Source organism: Rhizobium sp. UGM030330-04 (genome assembly GCF_003208455.1).
GTDB classification, from domain to species: domain Bacteria; phylum Pseudomonadota; class Alphaproteobacteria; order Rhizobiales; family Rhizobiaceae; genus Agrobacterium; species Agrobacterium rhizogenes_A.
Genome location: NZ_QKML01000004.1, coordinates 298191 through 323397 on the forward strand (window position 1 = coordinate 298191; position 25207 = coordinate 323397).

Genomic DNA, 25207 nt, shown 5'->3' on the forward strand with positions numbered 1-25207 from the left:
AGCGAAGGGAGAATGACATGAAATCAGTTCTCATTATCGCCGCTGTCTTTGGTTTTTCCGCCAGTGCAGCGCTTGCGGAATGCGCGGGTCATGAAAAGATCAACGCTTCCGTTCCTGCCGTCGACCGTGAATTCAAAACTGCAAGCATCGTTCCGCCGACGGAACCGGTGGACAAGCCAGTCGTCATCCTGAAAAAGACCGACCGCCTTCCTGCGGCAACGGTTGCGACGACCGGTGAACCCGAAGCCGCAATGCAACGCATGCAATAAGACAAGGCAATGACCTCTTCATTCAGAAAATCCCGTGCGCGATGTCATCCGCACGGGATTTTATCTATGGGCAACATGACACGGCGAACGATCTGTCGTCGCGCGGTTTCCGGTCCGGGCCATTCTGCCGGCGCCGGTTTCGCCGCAGGTGATGCTGCCCTTTGGGAGGATATGGCTAGCTGTCGAGTTTCAGCGACAGCTGACGCGGTCCCTCGTTCTTTTTCAGCACATAAAGCGGACGGGTAATGATGACTTCCGTCCGTCGCTGCAATTCGCGGCGCCGCTCCAGCGCGCGCTCCCGCATGTCACGGGAACGGGCGACCACGGAGAGGGCGTTTTCTATGGCTGCGTCTGCTGTGTTCATCGCTGACCTCCATAATGTTCACTATATGTTCTCATTATTGGGTGCTTGTGTCAACAGTGTGGCAGGGGTGTCGACGGATCGTCGATCGCCCTGAAGCCGGGGCCGTTCAGGAATGCGGCGGGCGGGAGAGAAGCTGGAGACTGCGCAGCGGTGAACCCGGCTTGCATCGCGGATGCCGCGCAGCCATGAGGATTTCAGCGGATGCGACGTGGGACGCTCCGGCCGACTCGATCGATTTTTGGAATAATGCTGACGGTGCCGGGCGCTGATCCGCTCCGGCGGGAGGAGGGCTATCAGGACAGGGGGCGTTGATCCGGTGCGGCGAGGGCCGACAGCATGTCGGTGACATGTTCGCTGGCAAGCGCGACGATGGCGAGTGCGGCCTGCTGGCGGTTCCAGCCGGCATCTTCGGCTTTTTCAATAAGGCCCTGGATGGAGGGTTCCAGCGCGAACTGGCATTCCGCCTGGTAGTTCATGGTGTCGATCGACAGCGACGGGGAATTGATTGCGGCCCGCATCCTTTGGTCTCCCTGTTTTCCGTCATGCCCAGCAAACGCGAAACGCAAATCGGAACATGCACATTCAGAGGCCGGTGATATCGGGTTATGCCCTGCAGGCCCGCATATCACTGGCAGCGAATCCCCAGCAGGCGGAGTTAACGGCAAGTGCTGATCGCTGTCAACGAACGTGCGGTGGCGATGAGGCCGCCCCGCGCTTTTTTCAAAGCCGTCAATTACGGAAGGGTTTACGCCGCCATATCAACAGGGCCATGACATAAAGGGCAAAGACCACGAACCATGTGACAGGAAACACCATAAAAAGCGCCGCATAAGCGCAGTTTCCCTCGAAACAGGAACCGAGCAGCCCGGAATCGGCAAGCGCTCCCGACAATAGAAACGCACATATCCCGCTCCCGAGCGCGCCGAGGACGAACAGCAATATGTTGACGATCAATCTCATGGCGCCAATCATAGGGATGATTGAGACAGCTTTGCGGACGAGGGCGGCGCGGCAGCGTCTATAATCATCGTTCCCCGTGGTTTTCCGCGGCTTCATTGCCGCTGAGGGACGGCGGTCGTGTCAGGGCCGTCCGCTGCTGCCAGCCTCGCCTTTATCGGGCAGGGCCGCATTGCCTCCCATTTATTCGGTAATGGTATATTCGCCGAGTTCGCAGAGGTCCTGCGTGTCCTCGAGGTCCTCCAGCGCATTGCCCTGGAATTCGAAACGCATGTCGTATTTGCAGACGCTGCGGTTCATTCTGCACAAGGACGGGCAGATCCGGGGCAAGGTGGTCGTCATCGCCGCACGCCCTCAGGAAGAGAGCTCGTGACGGCAGGCTTTTATCGATTCCGCCATCGACGCGGTAAAGCAGGCCGCGCCCGTTCCTTTCACGGAGGAATTCGAGAGCCGTATTGCCGGTCGGCCATTGGAGCCGCGCTTCATTGGGGCAAGAAGCGCGCCGGAAACGAAGTTGTAGACGTTGCGGCCAGTTGTGCCACCGGCGCGGTTGCGTGATGCGGTATTGTGGGCGACAAGTGCTGTTTGTTGTTGTGCAGGTGCTGCCGGCGATGGGCTATAGTATAGGCCCGAACGCCAAGGCAATGCTTTAAGTAAGCATTGCAACATATTGTCATCAAAAGAAAGATTGGTGGGTGATGTAGGGCTCGAACCTACGACCCGCTGATTAAGAGTCAGCTGCTCTACCAACTGAGCTAATCACCCGACCGGCACCGTGTGGCGGTGTGAGGGGGCGTATAAAGGGGAAGTTTGGGCTTGTCCAGCGCGGAAATGAAATTTCTTCGATTTTTGTGACGAAAAAATTTCAGTCGCGCTGGAAAAGGTTGGAAATCCGGGGTTTTACGGATTTTCCTTTTGTTCAGCCACGTCTGAAAGCTCTGCCGATGGCGATGAGGATGCAGGCGCCGATGAAGCCGGCGATGAGGTAACCGAGCCAGCCCGTCAAAACGATTCCGAACACCGACAGGATGGCGTTGGCGACGATCGCGCCGACGATTCCAAGAAGGATGTTCATGAAAACACCCATATTGCTTTTCATGAATTGTTCGGCGAGCCACCCGGCGACACCACCGATGATGATAGCTGCGATCCAGCCAATACCAGCAGATTCCATGATTTCCTCCCATGTTTGCTGCACTATCAAAGGTGATGATTCTCGTGGTGAAAAGCAAGGTAAACTCCCGAAAACCTCGCTTTCTGCGGGTGGTTTTCCGCGCGGCAGGCGCTAAATAGCCTGAGACGGCGTGAAGAGACGAAAGGCATGGATGTGCGGTTGATGTTCGGCGGATTGATGTATGGCGGGCGGGTGCTCGGCGAGCGGCGGGGTGCATGGCGGCGAGACGGCGCCGTGGCTGCGGTGCTGCTGGCGGGATTTTCCCTTCTTTGCGCCTTCCTGCTGTCCACGATGCCGGTCTCGGCGCAGGATGGCGCGAACCCCGCTCCGGTGGTTATCCAGGCCTCCACCGTCGAGCAGGCGAGGACGGATCTCGACAAATGGAAGTCCGATGTCGCGGCCATTGCCGGGCAGGTGGAGGCGGGCGGCAGCGATGACGTCCAGCTGGTCGACCTGAAAGGCCGGGCCGACGGCATCGCCGCCGATGCGGCGGCGAGCAACACCAAGCTGCGCACGCGGCTGGACCAGATCAAGACCCGCCTCGAAGCCCTTGGCGAACCGCCGGCCGAAGGCCAGCCGCCGGAAGCGAGCATGGTGACGGAGGAGCGCGCCCGGCTGACGGCGGAGCGTGCGGAAGTGAATGCCATTGCCGGCGAGGTGGAGAGCATTTCCACCAATGCCGCGCAGATTTCCAACAATATCACCGCAATTCGCCGGGCGCTCTTTGCCGCCACCCTGTTCAAGCGCACCGAAATTTCGGCGCAGACGCTGGGTGACGCATCCTCCGCCTTTGTCACGGAGCTTACCAATCTCAACAACGCCTTCAGCAGCTGGGCGGGTTTCGTGTGGAACTACAAGCGGCTGCCGATGTTCGGCGCCGTGACGCTGTCGATCATGGCGGCGCTGCTGTTTCTGGTCGGCGGTTACCGCTTTTTCGGCAGCCGCATGGACCGGCGCGCCTTTACGGGGGAGCCTTCCTATCTCAGAAGGCTTTCGGTGGCCTTCTGGTCGACCATGGTGCAGTCGCTGTCGCTGCTGCTGTTTCTGGTCACCTCGGCGTTCTTCCTCGATAATTTCAACGTGCTGCGGTCCGACATAGCGCCGATCCTGTTCGGGGCGATGGCGATCACGGGCTTCGTTTATTTCGTCTCGCGGCTGAGCTATGCGATCTTTGCGCCGACGCAGCCGGAGTGGCGTCTGCTGCAGGTTTCCAACAAGGGCGCGCATACGCTGTCCTCGGCGGTGCTCCTGATGGCGCTCGTCAACGGTCTCGATTATCTGTTCGGCACGATCAGCGAGACGCTCTATTCGCCGCTGATCGTCACCGTCGCCAAGAGTTTCGTTGCCTCGATCATCATCGGCATCATACTGTTGACCGTATCGTTCCTGCGGCCGGTGATCGGGGAGGGGCAGGATTACGACACCGGCAACCAGCGGCTGCCGCGCTGGCTGGTCATTCTGCTGCGTGTCGGCGGTCTCATTCTCATCGGCGCGTGCTTGACGGGTTATGTCGGTCTTGCGCGTTTCCTTGCCACGCAGATCGTCGCCACCGGCGCGGTGCTGGCGACGATGTATATCGGCATTCTCTCCGGCAAGGCGATTTCGAGGCAGGGCGCCTTTGCGGAATCTCTCGCCGGTCGTTACTTCGCGCGGCGTTTCGGTCTCGGTGTGGTTGCGCTCGATCAGGCCGGCCTTGCCGCGGGCCTCGGCATCTATGCCGTGGCACTGGCCTTCGGCGTGCCGCTCATCCTGTTTTCCTGGGGTTTCCAGCCGGGCGATATCGAAAGTTGGGCCTATCGCCTGCTGACCGGCATCACCGTCGGCAATGCCTCCATCTCGCTGATCGGTCTGTTCGGTGGTGTCCTGGTCTTCGCCATCGGTTATATCATCACCCGCTGGTTCCAGAGGTGGCTGGACAACAACGTCATGGCGCGCGGGCAGGTGGATGCCGGCGTGCGCAACTCGGTCAAGACCGGCATCGGTTATCTCGGCATCGCCGTTGCGGCCATCTTCGGCGTTTCCTCCGCCGGCCTCAACCTCTCCAGCCTGGCGCTGGTCGCCTCCGCCCTTTCGGTCGGTATCGGTTTTGGCCTGCAGAACATCGTGTCAAACTTCGTGTCCGGCCTTATCCTGCTGGTGGAGCGCCCCTTCAAGGTGGGTGACTGGGTGGTGACCGGCACCACGGAAGGCACCGTCAAGCGGCTTTCCGTGCGCGCGACCGAGATCGAGACCTTTCGCGGCCAGTCGATCATCGTGCCGAACTCGGAGTTCGTCAATTCCTCGGTCGGCAACTGGACGCATCGCAATCGCATCATGCGCGCGGAAATCCCGGTTTCCGTGGCGTACGATTCCGATCCGCAGCAGGTCATGGATATTCTTCTGGAACTCGTGCGTGCCCAGCCGCCGGTGCTGCGCAACCCCGAACCGCATGTGGAATTCCTGCGCTTCGGCGATTTTTCGCTGGATTTCGAGCTGCGTTTCCATCTCGCCGATCTGTCGAACGGGCTTGGCGTGAAGAATGCGCTGAGGATCGCAATCCTGCAGCGTTTCCGCGACGAGGGGATCGCCATTCCGTTCCCGCAGCGCAACCTGAACATCCACGTGGAAGGCGACGCCAACCCGCAGATGCTGGCGGCGTTGCTTTCGGAGGAGGGTGACAAAGCGGTGGTGGCCCATACGGGTGCCGCAGCGCCGGAGAAAGAGGCCTTGAAGAGCGAGAAGCCGACTGAGCCGAAGGAGAAACCCGGCGCGAAAGCGTAGATCGCTGTTGCTTGTGGACGTTGAGTTCCGGGCAGGGGCTCGCCGCTTGTCGCCTTCTCCCCGCCGGGGAGAAGGTCGCGGCAGCGGGTTGAGGGGGCAAGCTCTGCGAAATCCGGCAACGTTACTCCCTCATCCGACCCTTCGGGCCACCTTCTCCCCGGTGAGGAGACGGCAAGGAGCGGCAGAGCTGTGCAACGTTCGTCCGGCATGCTCCGCATTTTCACGCCTGTCGCAGCACCCTATGGCCATGTCGCAATCAGGCGGCTGAACAACCCGCAAGCGCTTCATATTCCTCCCATCCAATGTCGGCGGAACAAGGCAAGGCCGGCGCTTTTCAGGGGTTCTGTAAATGAAGACACATGCACGGGCGGTGGTGATCGGTGGCGGCGTCGTCGGCGTTTCGACGCTTTATCATCTGGCCAAAAAGGGCTGGAGCGACAGCGTGCTCATCGAGCGCAAGGAGCTGACCTCGGGTTCCACCTGGCATGCGGCCGGGCTTCTGCCGCTGTTCAACATGAGCTATTCGGTCGGCCAGATTCACAAATATTCCGTGAAGTTCTATGAGGAGCTTCAGGAAGAGACCGGCATGAATGTCGGTTTCTCCAAGGTCTCGAATATCCGTCTCGCCCGCACCAAGGACCGCTGGGACGAATATATGTATTATGCCGGCATTGCCGAGACCATCGGCGTGCGCGTCAACATGCTGACGCCGGAACAGGTTAAGGAAATCTGGCCGCTCTGTGAGACGGACGGCCTGCTTGGCGCCATCCAGCATCCCGATGACGGTTATATCCAGCCTGCCGATCTGACGCAGGCGCTGGCCAAGGGGGCGCGTGATCGCGGGGCGACCATCTATCGCAACACGACCGTCACCGCTATCGAGCAGCTGGAAGACGGTCACTGGAAGGTGACGACCGACAAGGGCGAGATCGTCGCCGAGCATATCATTTCCTGCACGGGCTCCTTTGCCCGCAAGACCGGCGAGATGGTCGGCATCAACATTCCGGTCATTCCGGTCGAGCATCAATATATCGTCACCGAGCCGCACCCGGCCATTCAGGAGCGCCGCCGCCAGGGCCTGCCGGAAATGGGCGTGCTGCGCGAATCCGACTCGGCCTGGTATATGCGCGAGGAAGCGGGCGGCCTGATCCTCGGTCCTTATGAAGTCGGCGCGCCGGTCTGTTATGTCGACGGTCCCTCCGATGACAGCGAATATGAGCTGTTCCAGGAGGAACTCGACCGCCTGATGCCGCATATCGAAACCGCCATGGTGCGCGTTCCGGCCTTCGGCGAAGTGGGCATCAAGAAGGTCTATAACGGTGCTATCGCCTATACGCCCGACGGCAACCCGATTGTCGGCCCCGCACCGGGCCTGAAGAATTTCTGGCTGAACGAAGGCCATTCCTTCGGCATCACCGCTGCCGGCGGTGCCGGCTGGCAGCTGGCCGAATGGATCGTCGATGGTGAGCCGACACTCGACCTGATGGGTGTCGATCCGCGCCGCTTCGGTCCTTACGCGACGGAAGGTTACCTCATCGCCAAGAATGAGGAAGCCTATGCCAACGTCTTCACCATGCATTACCCGGATGAGGAGCGCTCCGCCGCCCGCCCGCTGAAGACGACACCGGTTTATGACCGTCTGAAGAAGCTCGGCGGCGTCTTCGGCTCTGTCTATGGCTGGGAGCGCGCCAACTGGTATGCGCCGGAAGGTTATGCGCTGCGCGAGGAAGATCTCGGCGTGGGTGCCGATGTCATCACCAGCCACAACCATGCGCCGGCTTTGGATGACGGCCGTATCGTCGAGAAATGGTCGTTCCGTCGCTCGAACTATTTCGAACATGTCGGCAACGAGGTGAAGAATGTCCACCAGAATGTCGGCGTGCTCGATATGTCGGCCTTCGCCAAGATGGAGGTTTCCGGCCCCGGTGCGCGGGCATGGCTCGACAGCATTCTCGCCAATGCGGTGCCGAAGAAGCGTGGCCGTATCGCGCTTACCCATCTTCTGACGCCGAATGGCGGCGTGAAGGCGGAATTCACGGTCTATGAATGGGCGCCGGGCCGTTTCTACATGGTTTCGGCCGGTGGTCTCGAAGCGCATGACCATGACGTGCTGCGCCGCCTTGCGCCCACCGATGGTTCCGTGGTGCTGCAGCCGATCACGCAGAAATACGGCGTGCTGGTGCTTGCCGGTCCGAAGTCGCGCGATCTCCTGAAGAAGCTGACCCGCACCAGCCTTGAGAACAAGGATTTCCCCTGGCTCACCGGCAGGCAGATTTCCGTCGGCGTGGCGACGGCGCATGCGCTGCGCGTCAACTTCGTGGGTGAGCTTGGCTGGGAACTGCACCACCCGATCGAGATGCAGAACTACATCTTCGACCGGCTGATGGAAGCGGGCGCCGAATTCGGCATCAAGCCCTTCGGTATCCGCGCCATGGTGTCGATGTCGCTCGAAAAATCCTATCGCAACATGGGACGTGAGCTTTCGGTCGAATATAACGCCTATGAATCCGGTCTCGACCGCTTCCTGCGCCCGGAGAAGAGCTTCATCGGCCGCGATGCGCTGGTGGCCTACAAGGAAGCCGGGGTGAAATGGGTGTTCTCGACGCTCACCGTGTCTGGCAATACGGATGTCGATGCGCGCGGTTCGGAAGCGATCTTCGATGAAAGCGGCGCGCTTGCGGGCCGCGCGACGAGCGGCGGTTTCGGCTGGCGTCTCGGCAAATCAATCGCGCTCGCCATGCTCAAGCCGGAATATGCGGCCGTGGGCACCAAGCTCAAGATCCGCATTCTCGGCGCCTCCTATGATGCCGAAGTGGTGGAAGAAAGCCCGTTCGATACGGATAATGCGCTTCTGCGCGCCTGAGACAAAATATCCCCTCCCAAAATTTGGAATACGGCCCCTCGTGGGCCGTATTTCCGTTTAGGTAAGCATGTGCTCAACTGCTTTTCCGGCAAAAGTGTTATTAATCATTCTGAAAAATGAGCCTGCTATCTTTCCCTGACATACGATGGGGGATCGGGGCAGAATGAATTTTCTAGGCATTACGGGCATGCAATATTCTGGCGTGCCTTTTACCAACAGCCGCATCTTGCTGGCGGAAGATACCAATGTGTTCACCCAGATGGTGAGCATGCGCCTGAAGGAACTGCTGGGCGTTACCGTGGAAGTGTGCCGCAATTTCGAGGAATTGCAGGCCTGTTACGAACATTCGCCGGAGCCTGTGACGCTTGCCATTTCCAACATCAACCTGCCGGGGGCGGAAAAGGGCGAGGCGCTGGAATATCTGATCGATCTTTCGATCCCGACCATCGTTTTCACCAGCACCTTTCATGAGGCGACGCGCGAAACGCTGATCGCCAAGGATGTGGTCGATTATATCCTGAAGGACAATATTTTCGCCGTGGATATGCTGACGGAATCCGTCTGCCGCTTTCTCACCAACCACCGCCACCATGTGCTGATCGTCGATGACAGCCCGACGGCGCGAGCGCTGCTTTCGAGCCGTCTCAAGCGTTATAATTTCCGCGTCAGCCTGGCGGATAGCGGTGCGAAGGCGCTCGATATCCTGAAGGCCAATCCCGATATCGGCCTCGTGGTGACCGATTACAACATGCCCGATATTGACGGTTTCGAACTGACGCGGCGCATCCGCACCGTGCGCGGGTCGCATGAACTGCGCATCATCGGCGTGTCTTCCTCCACCAACCGGCTGCTTTCCGCGCGGTTCCTGAAGGCGGGCGGCAATGATTTCATGCTGCGGCCCTTCATCGACGAGGAGTTTTATTGCCGCGTCAACCAGAACCTCGATACGCTGGTGCAGATACAGCTGGCGAAAGCGGGGGTAAGGCCGGCGGCCTGAGCCCAGGCTTTCCCCGCTAAAGCTGCGATTCCAGCGGCAGGAAGCGCATGATGCCGGCAACGATGCGGCGGCTGAGAGCGGCGTCGGGCTCGCGTCGGTATGTCCTTGTCCGGCCCTGTTCTTCCGTCATCCAGATGATGCGGTTGGCGCTGTCGACATTCAGTTCGAAGCTCATCGTGCGGCGAATTTCTTCGGCGAATATTTCGTCCATGCGGGCCACCAGCGGTGGCGAGGTGAAAACCACGCCCATTTCCGTGTTCAGCGAGGCGGAGCGCGGGTCGAAATTCAGTGAACCGATATAACCGGTCCTGCCATCGCGGGTGAAGGCCTTGGTGTGCAGGCTTGCCTGTCCCGAACCGCGCAGGGTGAAACTCGGCTGATCCGCCTGCGAGCGCAATTCATGCAGGCGCACGCCACCCAGCAGAAGCGGCTTGCGATAACGTGCATAACCGGCGTGAACGGCCGCCACATCCGTTGCGGCCAGAGAATTGGTGAGGATGGCGAGCGATACGCCGCGTTCGGCGAGATCGAGAAAAATCTCCATGCCCTCTCTGCCGGGGATGAAATAGGGCGAGGTGATGTGCAGGCTCTCATCCGCGGCCTGCAGCAAGGGCAGCAGGCTTTCCATCAGGAAGTTATGACCCTTGCGGCGTTTGCCCGCCGCCTTTTCCGGTGGGTCGGCGAGGATATCCGCCGCCTCGACCCAGTGCAGACGGTCCGACATCAGGAAATGGTCGCGGCCATACTGGCTTTTGACGCGCTCCAGATAGGGTTTTGCCGCTTCGCTTTTCGGCAGGGCATCGAGTTCGCGCCGCAATCTGGCGAGTTTGCTCGGCCTGCGTGACAGGAGCGAGCGCACTGGCACGGAAACGGCGCTGTTCCAGTAATCGTCGAAGATTTCCGTGGCGTCGGCGACGATCCTGCCGAAACCGAGAATATCGAAATCGTGGAAATTCGCCCGCTCGGCGGCGTCGAAATAGGCGTCGCCAATGTTGCGCCCGCCGACGATCACGGCCCGGCCATCGGCAATCCAGGCCTTGTTGTGCATGCGCCGGTTGACGCTTCGGAAGCGCAGCACCAGTTCGATGCTTCGATGCAGGATGTTTTCCCGCGCCCGGGTGGGGTTAAACAGTCGGAGTTCGATATTGGGATGGCTGTCGATGGCGTGGAAGATGCGGTCGGAGATGGAAACGCCGAGATCGTCGAGCAGCAGGCGCACGCGCACGCCGCGATCGGCGGCGGCGATGACTTCGCGCATCATCAGCCGCCCGGTCAGGTCAGCATTCCACATGTAATACATCAGATCGAGGCTGCGCCCGGCGGCACGCGCCGCCGCCACGCGCACCGCGAAGGCATCGAGGTTGGAATGCAGCAGGCAGAGCGCATTCTTCTCGTTCCAGCCGTTCCTGATCGATTGCCAGTGCCGGTCCAGCGTCGTCGCGTCTTCGGCAAGGGGCAGGGCGGCGGAAGGGCGCTTGGGAATGGCCTTTTCCCGCTGCTTGCCGATGACGACGAACAGGCTCGGCCCGATGACCATGAGAAGAATGACGATGAAGACCGTAAATGCAGTCACTTGTTTTGATCGCTCCCGGCCCGAAGATTATCAGGCGGGATGAAAACGCGCGAGCGGATAAAGTGTTCACGGCACCTCCTGCCATCGGAGTGAAAAAGGCGCGTTTTCCACGCGCCGAAAGGGCTTGTGAATCACATAAGTGTGTGCTTATGTGTTGTCATGACAGAGAATGATATTTTCCGGGCGCTGGCCGATCCGACGCGCCGCGCCATTTTCGAAAAGCTGGCGGATGGCGCCATGAATGCTTCCGCCCTGCGCGAAGGTATCGAGATCAGCCAGCCGGCCATGTCGCAGCATCTTTCGGTGCTGCGCGGGGCAGGGCTGGTGGTTGAACGGCGTCAGGGCCGTTTCGTCAATTACGAGGTCGATCCGGAAGGGTTGACCCGCATTGCGGCATGGCTTGGCAAATACCGCACCTACTGGCCGCAGCGCATTGAGGCTCTGAAGCTCTTGCTGAAGGATATGGATCAATGAACAGGCAAAAGCCGGAAGCACCTGATGCCATCGAGCTTGAATATGATCTGGACGAACCGCCGCAGAAGGTGTGGCGGGCGATCAGTATTCCGGCGTTCCGCGCCATATGGTTGCCGGCAGAAGAACTGGCGGAACCGGAGGCGATTGATATCAAGCCCGGTGAGGAGGTGCGCTACCGGCTGCGCGAGGATAATCCGCCATTTCTGGAAAGCACGGTCACCTTCAGGATCGCCGCGAATGCCCAAGGTGGCACCAGCCTGCGCATTATTCATGACCTGCCCGTCAATACCGGCCGGATGATAAAGGCCGCTGCAAACCACAACGGTTCGCCGATCAAGCTCGCGGCCTGATCCGGAACGTTCCCCGACATCTCAACGACAGGAGTTCGCCGATGCGCGAAGCGATGCAACTCGTCCCCATGGTAGTCGAACAATCGTCAAGGGGAGAAAGGTCTTTCGACATTTATTCCCGCCTGTTGCGGGAAAGGATCATTTTCCTCAACGGCGAGGTGAACGATACGGTTTCAGCGCTGGTCTGCGCGCAATTGCTGTTTCTCGAGGCGGAAAACCCGAAGAAGCCGATCCATCTCTACATCAATTCGCCGGGCGGTGTGGTGACCAGCGGTCTCGCCATGTATGACACCATGCACTATATCCGCGCACCGGTTCATACGCTCTGCATGGGAACGGCCCGTTCCATGGGATCGTTTCTGCTGATGGCGGGTGAACCGGGCGAGCGGAGCGCCCTTCCCAATGCCAGCATCCACATTCATCAACCGCTGGGCGGTTTCCAGGGACAGGCGTCGGATATGCTGATCCATGCCGAAGAGATGAAGCAGACCAAGCACCGCATGACGCGGCTTTATTCCGAACATTGCAAACGCAGTTATGAAAAATTCGAAGCGGCCATGGACCGGGATTTTTTCATGACGGCGGAGCAGGCTCTGGAATGGGGCCTGATCGATCGCATTCTGGGCGTTCGTGAGGATGTCGCGGCATAAGGCCGGACGCTTATTCGGATTTCCTGCTGATATCGGCGCCCACAGGCAGGACCTCCAGACTGCGTCGGTCCAATTGCGCAAGCACCTCCCCGAAGCCGAAGCGGGATGTCCAGCCCAGCCCCTCTGCGGCGCGGGCGGGCGAATAGATCCGGTTAATCGTTGCCGGCAACGTCCATCCCCGCTGCGCGAAAGCTTCGGAGAGGGCCGGCGTCCGCTGCCGGAGAACGGAAGCGGCATCCTTGGCGAGGCTGTCGCAGTCATCAGCGGAAAACGGCGTGGTTGCCGATATGATATAGCGCTGGAAATCGCCTCCCGCATTGGTCAGCGCCAGCACATGGGCATCGGCGACATCGCGCATATCGACGCCGCGATGCAGCCGGTAAGCCGCCATCACGTCGGCGGGCTCCGGGAAACTTCTGGACATGCGCAGCACGCGCACGGCGAGATGCGGGCCTGCCATTTCCTCCAGCATCCGTTCGGCTTCGAGCTTGGTGCGGTGATAGATGCTTTTCGGCCGGGGCGGCGTCTCTTCATCGATGAAGGTGCAGGACCCTGCGGACACCGTGCGTCCATAAAGCGCCGTGGTGCTGGTGAAGACCAGCCGTGGCACGCCCGCCGCCATCGCCGCTTGCGCCACCATGCGGGTTCCCTCGACATTGATGCGCTGGAATTCCGCATCCGGAACCATGCCGACATGCGGAGCGTGGAGCGCTGCCGTATGGATCACCGCATCCGCCTGTTCGAAAGCGGAGCGCAACAGCGCCGCGTCCGCGAAATCGCCGACGATATGGGTGGTGGAAAAGGGGGCGCGATCCATGCCGGTGACATCGTGCCTGCCGGCCAGGGCGCTGAAAATCGCGCGGCCAACCCGGCCGGAGCTGCCCGTCAGCACTATCCGCATGATGTTCCGCTCTCCATCGACATAGCTAATACGAGGCCCATTGAGGGGGATCGTAACCTGCCCTCATACGCGACGTCATCCTTGGGCTTGTCCCAAGGATCTAATCACGTCCAGTAAAATCGAGACGTTGCAGATGCTCGGGACAGGCCCGAGCATGACGGAAGAGAGCGTTCGGTACTTTCTCCGCAATCTGACGGCAGCTGGGCGAGCCGTCCCAAAACCCATCCGGACGATCAGATATCCAGATTATCCGCAAAGGCCGCCCGTTCCTGAATGAAACGGAAGCGGGCATCGGCCTTGGTTCCCATCAGATTGTCGACGGCCTCGCGGGTGCCTTCGAAATCTACATCGTCGATCTCGACGCGCAGCAGGGTGCGCTTTTCGGGATCCATGGTGGTTTCCTTGAGCTGCTGGGCCATCATTTCGCCGAGGCCTTTGAAGCGGCCGATTTCGACTTTCTTGCCCTTGAAGACGGTTTCCATCAGCTCGGCGCGGTGGGCGTCGTCGCGGGCATAGGCGCTCTTGGCACCCTGACGGATGACGTAGAGCGGCGGCACGGCGAGATAGAGATGGTTGCCGCGAATGAGTTCCGGCATTTCCTGATAAAAGAAGGTGATGAGCAGCGAGGCGATATGGGCGCCGTCGACATCGGCATCGGTCATGATGATGATGCGCTCATACCGCAAATCCTCTTCGCGGTATTTGGTGCGCGTGCCGCAGCCAAGCGCCTGGATGAGATCGGCGATCTGCTGGTTGGCGGAGAGTTTTTCGCGGCTGGCGCTGCCGACGTTGAGGATTTTACCGCGCAGCGGCAGGATGGCCTGGTTGGCGCGGTTGCGCGCCTGCTTGGCCGAGCCGCCCGCCGAGTCGCCTTCGACGATGAAAAGTTCCGCATTTTCGGCGGTGTTCTGGGCGCAATCCGCCAGCTTGCCGGGCAGGCGCAGCTTGCGCACGGCGGTTTTGCGGTTGACTTCCTTTTCCTTGCGACGCCGCAGGCGCTCTTCAGCGCGTTCGATCACCCAGTCGAGCAGCTTGGCCGCTTCGCCCGGATTGCCGGCGAGGTAGTGGTCGAAGGGATCGCGCAGCGCGTTTTCGACAATGCGCTGGGCTTCGACGGTTGCGAGCTTGTCCTTGGTCTGGCCGACGAATTCCGGCTCGCGGATGAAGACGGAGAGCATGCCGGCGGCGGAGATCATCACGTCATCGGTGGTGATGTCCTTGGCGCGCTTGTTCTGGGTCAGATCCGCATAATTCTTCAGACCCTTGGTGAGCGCGATGCGCAGGCCAGCCTCATGCGTGCCGCCTTCGGGTGTCGGAATGGTGTTGCAATAGGAATGGATCTGCGTGTCGCCGCCATACCAGGTGACGGCCCATTCCAGCGCGCCGTGGCCACCGGTCTTTTCCGTGCGGCCCGAGAAAATCTCGCGGGTAACGGTGAATTCCTTGCCGAGCGTGGCGGCGAGGTAATCCTTCAGGCCGCCGGGGAAATGGAAGACCGCCTTTTCGGGGATTTCACCATCGGCCGGCACCATGCCGGGATCGCAGCTCCAGCGGATTTCGACGCCGCCGAAGAGATAGGCCTTGGACCGGGCCATGCGGAAGATACGGGCCGGTTCGAACTTCGCGTGATCGCCGAAGATTTGCGGATCGGGATGGAAACGCACGCGGGTGCCGCGACGGTTGTGCACGTCGCCCAGCTCTTCCAGCGGACCGATCGGCAGGCCGCGCGAGAAACGCTGGCGGTAAAGCTTGCGGTTACGGGCCACTTCCACTTCGAGAAGATCGGAGAGCGCATTGACCACGGAAACGCCGACGCCGTGCAGGCCGCCCGATGTCTCATAGGCCTTGCCGTCGAACTTGCCGCCGGCATGCAGCTTGGTCATGATGACTTCGAGCGTCGATTTGCCGGGCACCTGCGGGTGGTTTTCCACCGGAATGCCGCGGCCGTTATCGGTGACCGTCAGGAAACCTTCGGCGTCGAGATGGACCTCGATGAAATTGGCGTGGCCGGCGACGGCCTCGTCCATGGAGTTATCGATGACTTCGGCGAACAGGTGGTGCAGCGCCTTTTCATCGGTGCCGCCAATATACATGCCGGGGCGCATGCGCACCGGCTCCAGCCCTTCGAGCACGCGGATCGATGAAGCGCCGTAGTCGTCACCGGACGGTGATACGGGGGCGGGCGGCGTGACGGCCGCAACGGCTGCGGGTTTCGGCTGCACATTCGCGTTGGCGGGCACGTTGGCGGCCGCGGTCACCGGTGTCTTCACGGCATCCCCGTCCGTTTCCGTTTCGCTGTTTCGTGCCGCCGGAAGACCGGAGAAGAGATCGTTGCTATCGTCCATCATGTCCAAAGTTCAAAGTCGTGTGTCAGAATTTCGCCATGCGAATCATTATGCCAGTAGCGTCAATCATAACGCCAAACGCGGTTCCCGTCCGATTTGAAGTGGGTCCGTCTGGCAAACGCGGCGCATCCTATGCCACGATTGTGTCAGGGTTTCGCAACAGGAGGATTGCGCTGGCGAGGTTGCAATGGCAAGTCTCGCAGCCACGAATGAACGGTTAGCCAAGGCATGTCCACAGCTCATTTCACGTTTTGTACTCTTTTCAGCCTGACTGTTGCGGCCATGCCGGTTGCAGCCTTCGCCTCCGATGGGCCGTTGCGTCCCTTCAAGGATGAGCTGTTTTCCGCCCAGACGGTGCTCTCTACAGCCGATGGCGGCGCGTCCGAGGTCATCGACTATCAGGAAATGCGCGATATCAACGGCCGCGACGAGGTGCCGGAGCGGCGGGTGAAACGGCAATATGTCGATATGACACCGAAAAAGGCGCAGGCGCTGGAAACCGTGTCCGTTGAGGGCAGGGCGCTTGATGTCGGCCGTGTCGGGCCGGCAAGCGGGCAGGCCTTCACGGTCATTTTCATCCATGGGCGTGGCGGTGACCGGCGGCTCGGCATGAACGACTACACCTTCGGCGGCAATTTCAACCGGCTGAAAAATCTAGCCGTCGCCAATGGCGGCACCTATTATGCGCCGAGCGTTCGCTCCTTCGATGAGAACGGCGTTGCCGATATCGCGGCGCTGATTGCCGATGCGGCCAAAAAATCGGGCGGTAAGCCTGTCGTGTTGACCTGCGCCTCGATGGGCAGTTTCATCTGCTACGGCATCAGCAGGGACAAGACTGCCGTCGCCAATCTCAAGGGCATGGCGATCCTCGGCGGTGCGGTCGATCCGGATTTTCCGAAAAGCGTCTTTGCCAGGGCGAAGAAGCCGGTCTGGTTCACCCATGGCAGCGCCGACAAGGTCTATTCGGCGGACCAGCAGGCGACGATCTTCCGTTCCTTGCTGAAGGCCGGCGAGCCGGCACGGTTCACGCGGTATGAGACCGGCAGCCACGGCACACCGGTGCGCATGACTGACTGGCGGGCGGTTTTGAACTGGATTTTGAGCCGCTGAGGTCGTCATTTGGGTCAGCAACGGCAATTTTTTGGAAATTGCCCGTCGTTTTGAACCTTTGGGCCGCTTTTTTGTACCATTTGTTGCCGGCTGAGGTTAAAGGAATATCCCGGGATTTCCGGCAGTGTTTCTGTCGCGATTATGGGCCGTGATACGGCTGAGGGAAGGGGTGCCGCCAAGGGCGGCCTCAAGACAAAGGGAATGGGATACGCATGACGCCGAATGTTCGACCGCTTGTTGCCGGAAACTGGAAGATGAACGGCACCCGTGCCTCGCTCGATCAGATCAAGGCCATGGCAGAGGGCGTCAAGGGCGCGCTGTCCGAAAAGGTGGATGCGCTGATCTGCCCGCCCTCGACATTGCTCTACGTGGCAACGGCGCTGTGCGATGACAGCCCGCTGATGATCGGCGCGCAGGATTGCCACCAGAACGCATCGGGCGCCCATACCGGCGATATTTCCGCCGAGATGATCGCCGACTGCTTCGGCACCCATGTCATCGTCGGCCATTCCGAGCGCCGCACCGACCATGCCGAGACCGATCATCTGGTGCGCGCCAAGGCATCTGCCGCCCATCAGTCCGACCTTATCGCCATCGTCTGCATCGGCGAGACGGCGGATGAGCGCAAGGCGGGCCAGACGCTCGACATCCTCAAGCGCCAGCTCGCCGGCTCCCTGCCGGATGAGGCGACTGCCGAAAATACCGTCATCGCCTATGAGCCGGTCTGGGCGATCGGCACGGGCCTGACGCCGACCGTGGACGATGTGCGCGAGGCCCATGCCTTCATGCGCGACGAACTCGTCAAGCGCTTCGGCGACGCCGGCAAGACCATGCGCATCCTTTATGGCGGCTCGGTAAAGCCCGCAAATGCGCTGGAACTGATGGGCGTCGAGAACGTGGATGGTGCGCTGATCGGCGGCGCGAGCTTGAAAGCCTCGGACTTCCTGTCCATCTATGCGGCATACGAGCAACTGACGGCTTGATCGGAGCTTTCCTGCGCGTGGAGCGGGAAAGGGGCTTGGAATAAGCCTTCGCCTCATGTAAAGAGCCGCAAAACCTTCTTTATGGTGCTCCGCGCGGGGCATGGAATGGATTGTCATGCAGACCGTTTTGATTGTTATTCACCTCATGATCGTGCTGGCGCTTGTCGGCGTGGTCCTGATCCAGCGTTCCGAAGGCGGTGGCCTCGGTATCGGCGGCGGTTCGGGCTTCATGTCCGCGCGCGGAACGGCCAATGCGCTGACGCGCACCACGGCGATCCTTGCCGCGCTGTTCTTCGCGACCTCGCTCGGCCTCGGCCTTCTGACGCGCTACGAATCGCGCCCGACCGACATTCTGAACCGTATTCCGGCCACGCAGGGCCAGGGTAACGGCATTCTCGATACGCTCGGCCCGGCGACGACGCCTTCGACGCCCGCTCCGGCTCCGGCTGAAAATGGCGTTCCGACCAATAATGGTGCTGCCGCTCCGGCGCAGACCACTCCGGCTCCGGCCGCATCCGGCACGGCCGCTCCGGCCCCGGCGCAGCCCGCCGATCCGAACGCAGTTCCGACCGGTCAATAAGCCCGGTTTTGATTTAACGCTCCGGCAGGCCAAAAGCCTGCCGGTTTTCTTTTGTTCGCATTCCGGCCAGTTGAATTGTGAATTCGTCAACAGCGAATTTGCAACAGCATGAATTTTGGGCTGGCGGAATCAGAGGTAAAAAGGTATCCGGTGAATCCCATGGCGCGATATGTATTCATCACAGGCGGCGTGGTCTCCTCTCTCGGTAAGGGCATCGCAGCTGCTGCACTCGGAGCTTTGCTGCAATCCCGTGGTTATCGGGTGCGGCTTCGCAAACTCGACCCCTATCTGAACGTTGATCCCGGCACCATGAGCCCGACACAGCACGGCGAAGTGTTCGTGACGGACGACGGTGCCGAGACGGACCTCGACCTTGGCCACTACGAGCGCTTTACCGGGCGTTCGGCCACCAAGACCGACAACATCACCACCGGTCGCATCTACAAGAACATCATCGACAAGGAACGGCGCGGCGACTATCTCGGCGCAACGGTTCAGGTCATTCCGCATGTCACCAACGAGATCAAGGATTTCGTGATCGAAGGCAATGACGATTACGACTTCGTCATCTGCGAGATCGGCGGCACGGTGGGTGACATCGAGGCGATGCCGTTCATGGAAGCGATCCGTCAGCTTGGCAACGACCTGCCGCGCGGCACGGCGATCTATCTTCACCTGACGCTGATGCCTTACATTCCGGCAGCCGGTGAGCTGAAGACCAAGCCGACCCAGCATTCCGTGAAGGAACTGCAGGCGCTTGGCATTCACCCCGACATCCTGCTGGTGCGCGCCGACCGGGAAATCCCGGAAGCCGAACGCCGCAAGCTTTCGCTGTTCTGCAACGTGCGTCCGTCCGCCGTCATCCAGGCGCTGGATGTGGCGAATATCTATGACGTTCCGATTGCCTACCACAAGGAAGGCCTCGATTCGGAAGTGCTGGCCGCTTTCGGCATTGAGCCGGCGCCGAAGCCGCGTCTGGAGCCTTGGGAAGAGGTCTGCAACCGCATCCGCACGCCGGAAGGCGAAGTGACGATTGCGATTGTCGGAAAATATACCGGCCTCAAGGATGCCTATAAGTCGCTGATCGAGGCGCTGCATCACGGCGGTTTTGCCAATCGCGTCAAGGTCAAGCTGGAATGGATCGAGTCGGAAGTCTTCGAAAAGGAAGACCCGACGCCCTATCTCGAAAAGGTCAACGGCATTCTCGTGCCCGGCGGCTTCGGCGAGCGCGGTTCGGAAGGCAAGATCATGGCGGCGCAGTTCGCGCGTGAGCGCAACGTGCCCTATTTCGGCATCTGCTTCGGTATGCAGATGGCGGTCGTGGAAGCGGCCCGTCACCTTGCCGGCATCGAAAATGCTTCCTCCACCGAATTCGGTCCGACCTCCGAGCCGGTCGTTGGCCTCATGACCGAATGGGTCAAGGGCAACGAGCTGGAGAAGCGCTCCTCCAAGGGCGATCTCGGCGGCACGATGCGTCTCGGCGCCTACAAGGCGGCGCTTAAGAAAGACACGAAGATCGCCGATATCTACGGCACGACGGATATTTCCGAGCGCCACCGCCACCGCTACGAGGTGAATGTGGACTACAAGGACCGGCTGGAAGAATGCGGCCTGGTCTTCTCGGGCATGTCTCCGGATGGTGTCCTGCCGGAAACCGTGGAATATCCCGATCACCCGTGGTTCATCGGCGTTCAGTACCACCCGGAACTGAAGAGCCGCCCGCTCGACCCGCACCCGCTGTTTGCGAGCTTCGTCGAAGCAGCGGTGGAGCAGAGCCGGCTGGTTTGACGGTTTGAATGATTACGGAGAGGGCCGCTTTTGCGGCCCTTTTTTATTGGGGTGGCAACAGGTCTCAAGACGCGCGGCGCGATGGATTGCCGGGAGGCCTCATGCCAGAAAGTTCTGCTTCCGCAACCACGCCTCATACCAGTTTGGCCATGCCTCTGTTGGGGTGCCGGCCTTGCCCATGCCGAAGCCGTGGCCGCCGGATGCGACCGGATGAAACTCGACATCCACGCCAGCCTTTTCACAGGCCTCCCGCATGATACGGCTGTTGGCGGGATTGGAAATCCGGTCGTCATCCGCCTGTGTGAGGAAGACCGGAGGGCAGTCTTTGCTCACATGGCTTTCCACCGACCATTCCCGCGTTGCCTCGTCTGCCGGGTGTCTGCCGACAAGCGATCTGCGGGTTGATGTGCGGTCATAGGGTGCTGCAAGCGTGATGACCGGATAGATCAGAGCCGCAACATCCGGCCGGGCTGATTGCCTGTCGATCTCATCCACGCCTTCGTAAGATGTGAAGGCCGAGCGGGCGGCGGCAAGCCCCATCAGGTGCCCGCCTGCAGAAAAACCAAGCGCGCCGATCCTGTGCGGATCGATCTGCCATTCCGGGGCGTGTGCACGTACCAGACGAAATGCGCGCTGCACATCCTGAAGCGGTGCCAGCGGTCCGGCCGCCCATCCTTCGATCGGCAGGCGGTAGCTGAGGACAAAAGCATAAATGCCCCTGGCCGCGAGCCAGCGCGCGGCGGGATAGGACTCCTTGCCTTCCTCGATGCGCTTATATCCGCCGCCACCGGCAATGATCATTGCAGACCCATTGGGCTTGCCGGGGGCAAATATCTCAAGGCTCGGTATGGCGATATTGGTGACGGCGCCTTTTTCGCTGATATCCGCGGGACCATCCGGACCGCGGCCACCGGGAGGCAGGTCGGGCCAAAGGGCGATACGAGGCCGATTGTCCTCAGCAAGCAGATTTGGGACTTTCATCGCCGTGGCGAGGAATGCACCGGCAAGAAGCAGGCTGCGGCGGCAGATCATGATGTCATCCTCAATCGGGCATTTGGCTCCGGCATTATCCCGGAAGAGCAGTTTATGAAGACGATATAAAAAACCAACAGGTCAATATGGGGGCAGCCCGATATTCCGGCCCGGGTCGCCCATGTCACGGCTTCCCAGCGCCGCGTCAATCGAACAAACAAAAACGGGCCCGAAGGCCCGTTTCCATGTCCGTTGAATATGGTTGGCTCACTTCGGGCCGATCATGTTTTCCGGGCGCACATACTGGTCGAATTCCTCATTGGTGAGGTATCCGCCGCCGACGGTTTCTTCGCGCAGGGTCGTGCCGTTCTTGTGCGCGGTCTTGGCGATCTTGGCGCAGATGTCGTAGCCGAGCTTGCCGTTCAACGCCGTCACCAGCATCAGCGAGTTCTCGACGCCCTTTTTGATGTTGTCTTCGCGGGCCTCGATGCCAACGACGCAATTGTCGGTGAAGGAGACGGCGGCATCGCCCAGAAGCTGGACCGACTGCAGGAAGTTGTAGGCCATCATCGGGTTATAGACGTTGAGCTCGAAGTGGCCCTGCGAGCCGGCAAAGGACAGTGCCGCATTGTTGCCGAAGATGTGGGCGCAGACCTGCGTCAGCGCTTCCGACTGGGTCGGGTTGACCTTGCCCGGCATGATCGACGAGCCGGGTTCGTTTTCCGGCAGCGACAATTCACCGAGACCGGCGCGCGGGCCGGAGCCGAGGAAGCGGATGTCGTTGGCGATCTTGAAGAGTGCAGCGGCAGCCGCATTGATCGCGCCATGCGAGAAGACCATGGAATCATGCGAGGCGAGCGCTTCGAACTTGTTCGGCGCGGTGACGAAGGAAAGGCCGGTGATCTTGGAGATTTCTTCGGCAACCTTTTCGGCGAAACCGATGGGAGCGTTGAGGCCCGTGCCGACGGCCGTGCCGCCCTGGGCGAGCTTGGAGAGCGCGGGCAGGGTGGTTTCAATGTTGGCGATGGCGGAGGCGACCTGCGCGGCATAGCCGGAGAATTCCTGCCCGAGCGTCAGCGGGGTCGCATCCTGCGTGTGGGTGCGGCCGATCTTGATGATCTTCTCGAACTGCTTGACCTTGGCTTCCAGCGCCTTGTGCAGGTGCTTGAGGGCGGGCAGCAGGTGGTGAACGATCTCTTCCACGCAGGCGATGTGCATCGCCGTCGGGTAGGTGTCGTTCGAAGACTGGCTCATATTGACGTGGTCATTGGGGTGGACGGGCTTCTTGGTGCCCATTTCGCCGCCGAGCATTTCGATGGCGCGGTTGGAAATCACCTCATTGGCGTTCATGTTGGACTGGGTGCCGGAGCCGGTCTGCCAGACGACGAGCGGGAAATGTTCGGTCAGCTTGCCGTCGATGACTTCCTGCGCGGCGGCAATGATGGCGTCACCGACCTTGGGGTCGAGACCGGCAAGCGCCATGTTGGCGCGGGCTGCGGCCTGCTTGACGATGCCCAGCGCGCGAACGACAGAGGCGGGCTGCTTTTCCCAGCCGATTTTGAAGTTGCCGAGCGAGCGCTGCGCCTGCGCGCCCCAATAGCGATCGGCCTGAACTTCAATGGGTCCAAATGTATCGGTTTCCGTCCGTGTGGCTGTCATCAATCTTGCCTTTTTACTCGTTTTCCTCCGCCAAAACGGCGCCTTCGCCCGCCTTGCGCGGCCGATATATAGAATCATCGCGCCGGCAATGAAAGCGCTGCAATGCGGCAGAGGCAGATATTTCCCGCCGCGTTAAAGCGATTTCGACACCGGGGCAGGGCCGGGATGAAAAACGGACCGGCGTGTCATTTTTACTACGTCGCGAAATGGCCGGAAAACCGGGCTTTCCGCGGCATGTCAGCGGTGCCTCAGGCCACGGTAAAGTGAATGAAATAAATAGAAATTTAACCATTCTCGCCAATTCTGGAAATTACGTTTTTATGGCTTTGGCTGTATCATAAGGTTCATTTCGGCACGGTTGTGGACTTTGGGCGTTTCTTTTCAACGGGCCGTTGATCGGCTAGACAGGCATGAAACTGATGCCCGCCCTTTCGCTGGCGGTGCTGGGTGCTACGAGGATCAAATTGCAAGTCACATCTGGAAAAACATCGGCAGCGCTGGTGCTGGCTCTCGGTCTTTCCGTTTCCACCGCTCTTCCCGGCAGCGCCGGCGCGGTAACGCTGATGGACCTCCTGCGCGGCGGCCCGGGCAAGGTTGCGCGCGATCGCGGTGAGCTGCCGCCGGCCGGCATCGTCACCTCGCCGCCGAGCGCGCGGATGAGCGCCGATGCCTCCGATCCCGAGCCCCTGCCGCGCGTTTCCGGCCCGCGTTATTACGATTACAAGGCGGATGCGGCCCGCGCGGTGAACACGGCGAATTTCGGCGAGGGCCTCGCCAATCTGAAGTTCAGCGCCACACCCGAAATCGCCAAGGCGCTGGAAGCCTATTACGGCGCCGGCGGCAAGACGCTGTGGGTTTCCGGCGGCGAACTGACCGAGCGCGCCAATGCCGTCATGGCCTTCTTCGAGACGGTTGGCGAAAGCGGCCTCGATCCGGCCGATTACAGCATTTCCGCACCGGCAAAGGATGTGACAGCCAGCATCAGCAGCAATGCGACGGGTGCGACGGCGACCGGAACGCCGGTGGAGACGGCCTCCGCATCGACCTTTGACGTCTACCAGCGGGCGCAGATGCAGTTCGAGCTGGCGCTGTCGGCGAAGGTTCTGGCCTATGTGCAGGATACCGTTCGCGGCCGTGTCGATCCGAACCGGCTCTCCGGCTACCATGATTTCAAGCGCAAGACGGTGAACCTTGCGCCCGTGCTGAAGCTCGCGGGCCTGAGCCCCGATGTCGCTGCCTATCTGCGCAGCCGCGAGCCATCGAGTGCCGAATATCAGGCGCTGAAGGCTGACCTTGCCCGCCTGCGCGGTGAGGGCGATGCGGCGCACACCGTCCGCGTTCCCGCCGATCTGGTGCTGAAGCCCGGCAACAGCAGTGCCGATATGGCCAATGTGGTCAAGGCGATCGAACACCGCGCCTCGCCGGCCTTCAAGGCCGAACATGCGGCGATCATTTCCGGTTATCAGCAGACGCCGGATTATACGCCTGATCTCGTCGATCTGGTGAAGGCGTTCCAGAGCGAGAATGGCCTGAAGCCGGACGGTGTCATCGGCCGCGCCACCGTGCGCGCCATGGTCGGCGAAAGCAACGAGGCGAAGATCGCCAAGGTGCAGGTGGCCATGGAGCAAATCCGCTGGCTGCCGGCGGATCTCGGCCAGCGTTATGTTTTCATCAACCAGCCCGCTTTCATGGCTTATTACCATAATGACGGCCAGGAACAGTTCGGCATGAAGGTTGTGGTCGGCTCCAAGGCCAACCAGACCTATTTCTTCCAGGACGAAATCCAGACCGTCGAGTTCAACCCCTATTGGGGCGTGCCGCAGTCGATCATCGTCAACGAGATGCTGCCGAAGCTGCGCCGCGATCCGTCCTATCTCGACCGGCTGGGTTACGAAGTTCAGGTGGGTGGCCGTGCGGTCTCCTCCACCAGCGTCAACTGGTATGGCTCCACCAATTCCATTTCCGTGCGTCAGCCGCCGAGCAGCGACAATGCGCTGGGCGACCTGAAAATCCTGTTCCCCAATGCACATGCCATCTACATGCATGACACGCCGGCCAAGAGCTTCTTCAACCGCGACATGCGGGCGCTGAGCCATGGCTGCATCCGTCTGGTCGATCCGCGCCGCATGGCGGCTGCGGTTCTGGGCACCAGCGTCGACAAGGTGGGCGAGCAGATTGCTTCGGGCAAGAACCGCGCCGTGCAGGTGCCGGTGAAAATCCCGGTCTATGTCGCCTATTTCACCGCCTGGCCGGACAAGGATGGCAAGGTGCAGTTCTTCGACGATGTCTATGACCGCGACAGCTATGTGCAGAAGGCCTTTGCCGTGACGACGAAGGCGCGGGCCGCGTCGATCTGATAAATTGCATTGAGAGAGAAGGCGCCGGAAACGGCGTTTTTTCGATCGAAATGGAAGACGTGCGTGCGTATGGATGTTTGG

At 60.6% G+C, this 25207-nt stretch carries 22 protein-coding genes and 1 tRNA gene; 13 read left to right on the plus strand and 10 right to left on the minus strand.

Annotation, left to right across the window (positions count from 1 at the left end):
- The first annotated feature begins 17 nt into the window (after window positions 1-17).
- Entirely contained in the window at window positions 18-269 is a 252-nt protein-coding gene (locus N434_RS08500; protein ID WP_046798386.1) for a hypothetical protein, read from the plus strand.
- A 175-nt stretch (window positions 270-444) separates the two neighbouring features.
- Here N434_RS08500 and N434_RS08505 read toward each other — a convergent pair whose 3' ends face one another.
- The 3 genes from N434_RS08505 to N434_RS08515 form a co-directional block, all read right to left on the minus strand.
- On the minus strand, window positions 445-633 hold the full coding sequence (locus N434_RS08505) for a hypothetical protein (protein ID WP_110757135.1): 189 nt from the start codon (window positions 631-633) through the stop codon (window positions 445-447).
- A gap of 293 nt (window positions 634-926) precedes the next feature.
- Window positions 927-1151 (minus strand): hypothetical protein, encoded by a 225-nt coding sequence (locus N434_RS08510; RefSeq protein ID WP_110757137.1) that lies wholly within the window; start codon window positions 1149-1151, stop codon window positions 927-929.
- Between the two features lie 211 nt (window positions 1152-1362).
- Entirely contained in the window at window positions 1363-1605 is a 243-nt protein-coding gene (locus N434_RS08515) for a hypothetical protein (protein WP_065115792.1), read from the minus strand.
- A gap of 370 nt (window positions 1606-1975) precedes the next feature.
- Between N434_RS08515 and N434_RS26225 the strand changes: the two genes are divergently transcribed.
- On the plus strand, window positions 1976-2110 hold the full coding sequence (locus N434_RS26225) for a UCP034077 family protein (RefSeq protein WP_502695774.1): 135 nt from the start codon (window positions 1976-1978) through the stop codon (window positions 2108-2110).
- A 169-nt stretch (window positions 2111-2279) separates the two neighbouring features.
- Here N434_RS26225 and N434_RS08525 read toward each other — a convergent pair.
- Both N434_RS08525 and N434_RS08530 read right to left on the minus strand, forming a co-directional pair.
- Window positions 2280-2355, minus strand: a tRNA-Lys gene (locus N434_RS08525).
- A gap of 154 nt (window positions 2356-2509) precedes the next feature.
- The gene (locus tag N434_RS08530; RefSeq protein WP_065115791.1) at window positions 2510-2764 is read right to left on the minus strand and encodes a GlsB/YeaQ/YmgE family stress response membrane protein; all 255 of its coding nucleotides are present in this window, start codon (window positions 2762-2764) and stop codon (window positions 2510-2512) included.
- A 147-nt stretch (window positions 2765-2911) separates the two neighbouring features.
- Here N434_RS08530 and N434_RS08535 point away from each other — a divergent pair, with 147 nt between their 5' ends.
- The 3 genes from N434_RS08535 (at window position 2912) to N434_RS08545 (ending at window position 9384) form a co-directional block, all read left to right on the plus strand.
- The gene (locus tag N434_RS08535) at window positions 2912-5524 is read left to right on the plus strand and encodes a mechanosensitive ion channel family protein (RefSeq protein ID WP_110757139.1); all 2613 of its coding nucleotides are present in this window, start codon (window positions 2912-2914) and stop codon (window positions 5522-5524) included.
- A gap of 349 nt (window positions 5525-5873) precedes the next feature.
- A complete protein-coding gene (locus tag N434_RS08540) occupies window positions 5874-8387 on the plus strand; it encodes a GcvT family protein (protein WP_110757140.1) in 2514 nt (837 codons plus the stop codon).
- Window positions 8388-8550: 163 nt separating this feature from the next.
- Entirely contained in the window at window positions 8551-9384 is an 834-nt protein-coding gene (locus N434_RS08545; protein ID WP_003524770.1) for a response regulator, read from the plus strand.
- Window positions 9385-9400: 16 nt separating this feature from the next.
- On the opposite strand, the gene N434_RS08550 is transcribed toward N434_RS08545, so the two are convergent.
- Window positions 9401-10957, minus strand: a complete 1557-nt coding sequence (locus tag N434_RS08550; RefSeq protein ID WP_110757142.1) for a phospholipase D family protein — start codon at window positions 10955-10957, stop codon at window positions 9401-9403.
- Window positions 10958-11116: 159 nt separating this feature from the next.
- On the opposite strand from N434_RS08550, the gene N434_RS08555 reads away from it, so the two are divergent.
- From N434_RS08555 to N434_RS08565, 3 genes are read left to right on the plus strand one after another with little or no spacing between them, the layout of a single operon-like run.
- Window positions 11117-11431 carry an ArsR/SmtB family transcription factor gene (locus N434_RS08555; protein WP_110757144.1) on the plus strand — a complete coding sequence of 105 codons (315 nt, stop codon included), beginning with the start codon at window positions 11117-11119 and terminating at the stop codon, window positions 11429-11431.
- Window positions 11428-11781 (plus strand): SRPBCC family protein, encoded by a 354-nt coding sequence (locus N434_RS08560; protein WP_065115787.1) that lies wholly within the window; start codon window positions 11428-11430, stop codon window positions 11779-11781. Before N434_RS08555 ends, N434_RS08560 begins: the two co-directional genes overlap by 4 nt.
- Before the next feature lie 41 nt (window positions 11782-11822).
- Window positions 11823-12431 (plus strand): ATP-dependent Clp protease proteolytic subunit, encoded by a 609-nt coding sequence (locus tag N434_RS08565; protein WP_065115786.1) that lies wholly within the window; start codon window positions 11823-11825, stop codon window positions 12429-12431.
- A gap of 10 nt (window positions 12432-12441) precedes the next feature.
- Here N434_RS08565 and N434_RS08570 read toward each other — a convergent pair whose 3' ends face one another.
- Together N434_RS08570 and parE are read right to left on the minus strand one after the other, a co-directional pair.
- Entirely contained in the window at window positions 12442-13332 is an 891-nt protein-coding gene (locus N434_RS08570; RefSeq protein WP_110757146.1) for an NAD-dependent epimerase/dehydratase family protein, read from the minus strand.
- 233 nt (window positions 13333-13565) lie between these two features.
- Entirely contained in the window at window positions 13566-15680 is a 2115-nt protein-coding gene (parE, locus tag N434_RS08575) for a DNA topoisomerase IV subunit B (RefSeq protein WP_065115784.1), read from the minus strand.
- 225 nt (window positions 15681-15905) lie between these two features.
- On the opposite strand from parE, the gene N434_RS08580 reads away from it, so the two are divergent.
- The 4 genes from N434_RS08580 (at window position 15906) to pyrG (ending at window position 20138) form a co-directional block, all read left to right on the plus strand.
- The gene (locus N434_RS08580) at window positions 15906-16787 is read left to right on the plus strand and encodes an alpha/beta fold hydrolase (protein ID WP_065115783.1); all 882 of its coding nucleotides are present in this window, start codon (window positions 15906-15908) and stop codon (window positions 16785-16787) included.
- Between the two features lie 212 nt (window positions 16788-16999).
- Window positions 17000-17770, plus strand: coding sequence for a triose-phosphate isomerase (tpiA, locus tag N434_RS08585; protein WP_110757147.1), 771 nt, complete (start codon window positions 17000-17002; stop codon window positions 17768-17770).
- 115 nt (window positions 17771-17885) lie between these two features.
- Window positions 17886-18350 carry a preprotein translocase subunit SecG gene (secG, locus tag N434_RS08590; protein ID WP_059760449.1) on the plus strand — a complete coding sequence of 155 codons (465 nt, stop codon included), beginning with the start codon at window positions 17886-17888 and terminating at the stop codon, window positions 18348-18350.
- A 159-nt stretch (window positions 18351-18509) separates the two neighbouring features.
- Window positions 18510-20138 (plus strand): CTP synthase, encoded by a 1629-nt coding sequence (gene pyrG / locus N434_RS08595; protein WP_181423919.1) that lies wholly within the window; start codon window positions 18510-18512, stop codon window positions 20136-20138.
- Between the two features lie 99 nt (window positions 20139-20237).
- Here pyrG and N434_RS08600 read toward each other — a convergent pair whose 3' ends face one another.
- Both N434_RS08600 and fumC read right to left on the minus strand, forming a co-directional pair.
- Window positions 20238-21170, minus strand: coding sequence for an alpha/beta hydrolase (locus N434_RS08600; protein ID WP_110757151.1), 933 nt, complete (start codon window positions 21168-21170; stop codon window positions 20238-20240).
- A gap of 207 nt (window positions 21171-21377) precedes the next feature.
- On the minus strand, window positions 21378-22769 hold the full coding sequence (gene fumC, locus N434_RS08605) for a class II fumarate hydratase (protein WP_110757152.1): 1392 nt from the start codon (window positions 22767-22769) through the stop codon (window positions 21378-21380).
- A 410-nt stretch (window positions 22770-23179) separates the two neighbouring features.
- Here fumC and N434_RS08610 point away from each other — a divergent pair, with 410 nt between their 5' ends.
- A complete protein-coding gene (locus tag N434_RS08610) occupies window positions 23180-25126 on the plus strand; it encodes a L,D-transpeptidase family protein (RefSeq protein ID WP_502695773.1) in 1947 nt (648 codons plus the stop codon).
- Window positions 25127-25207: the final 81 nt, after the last annotated feature.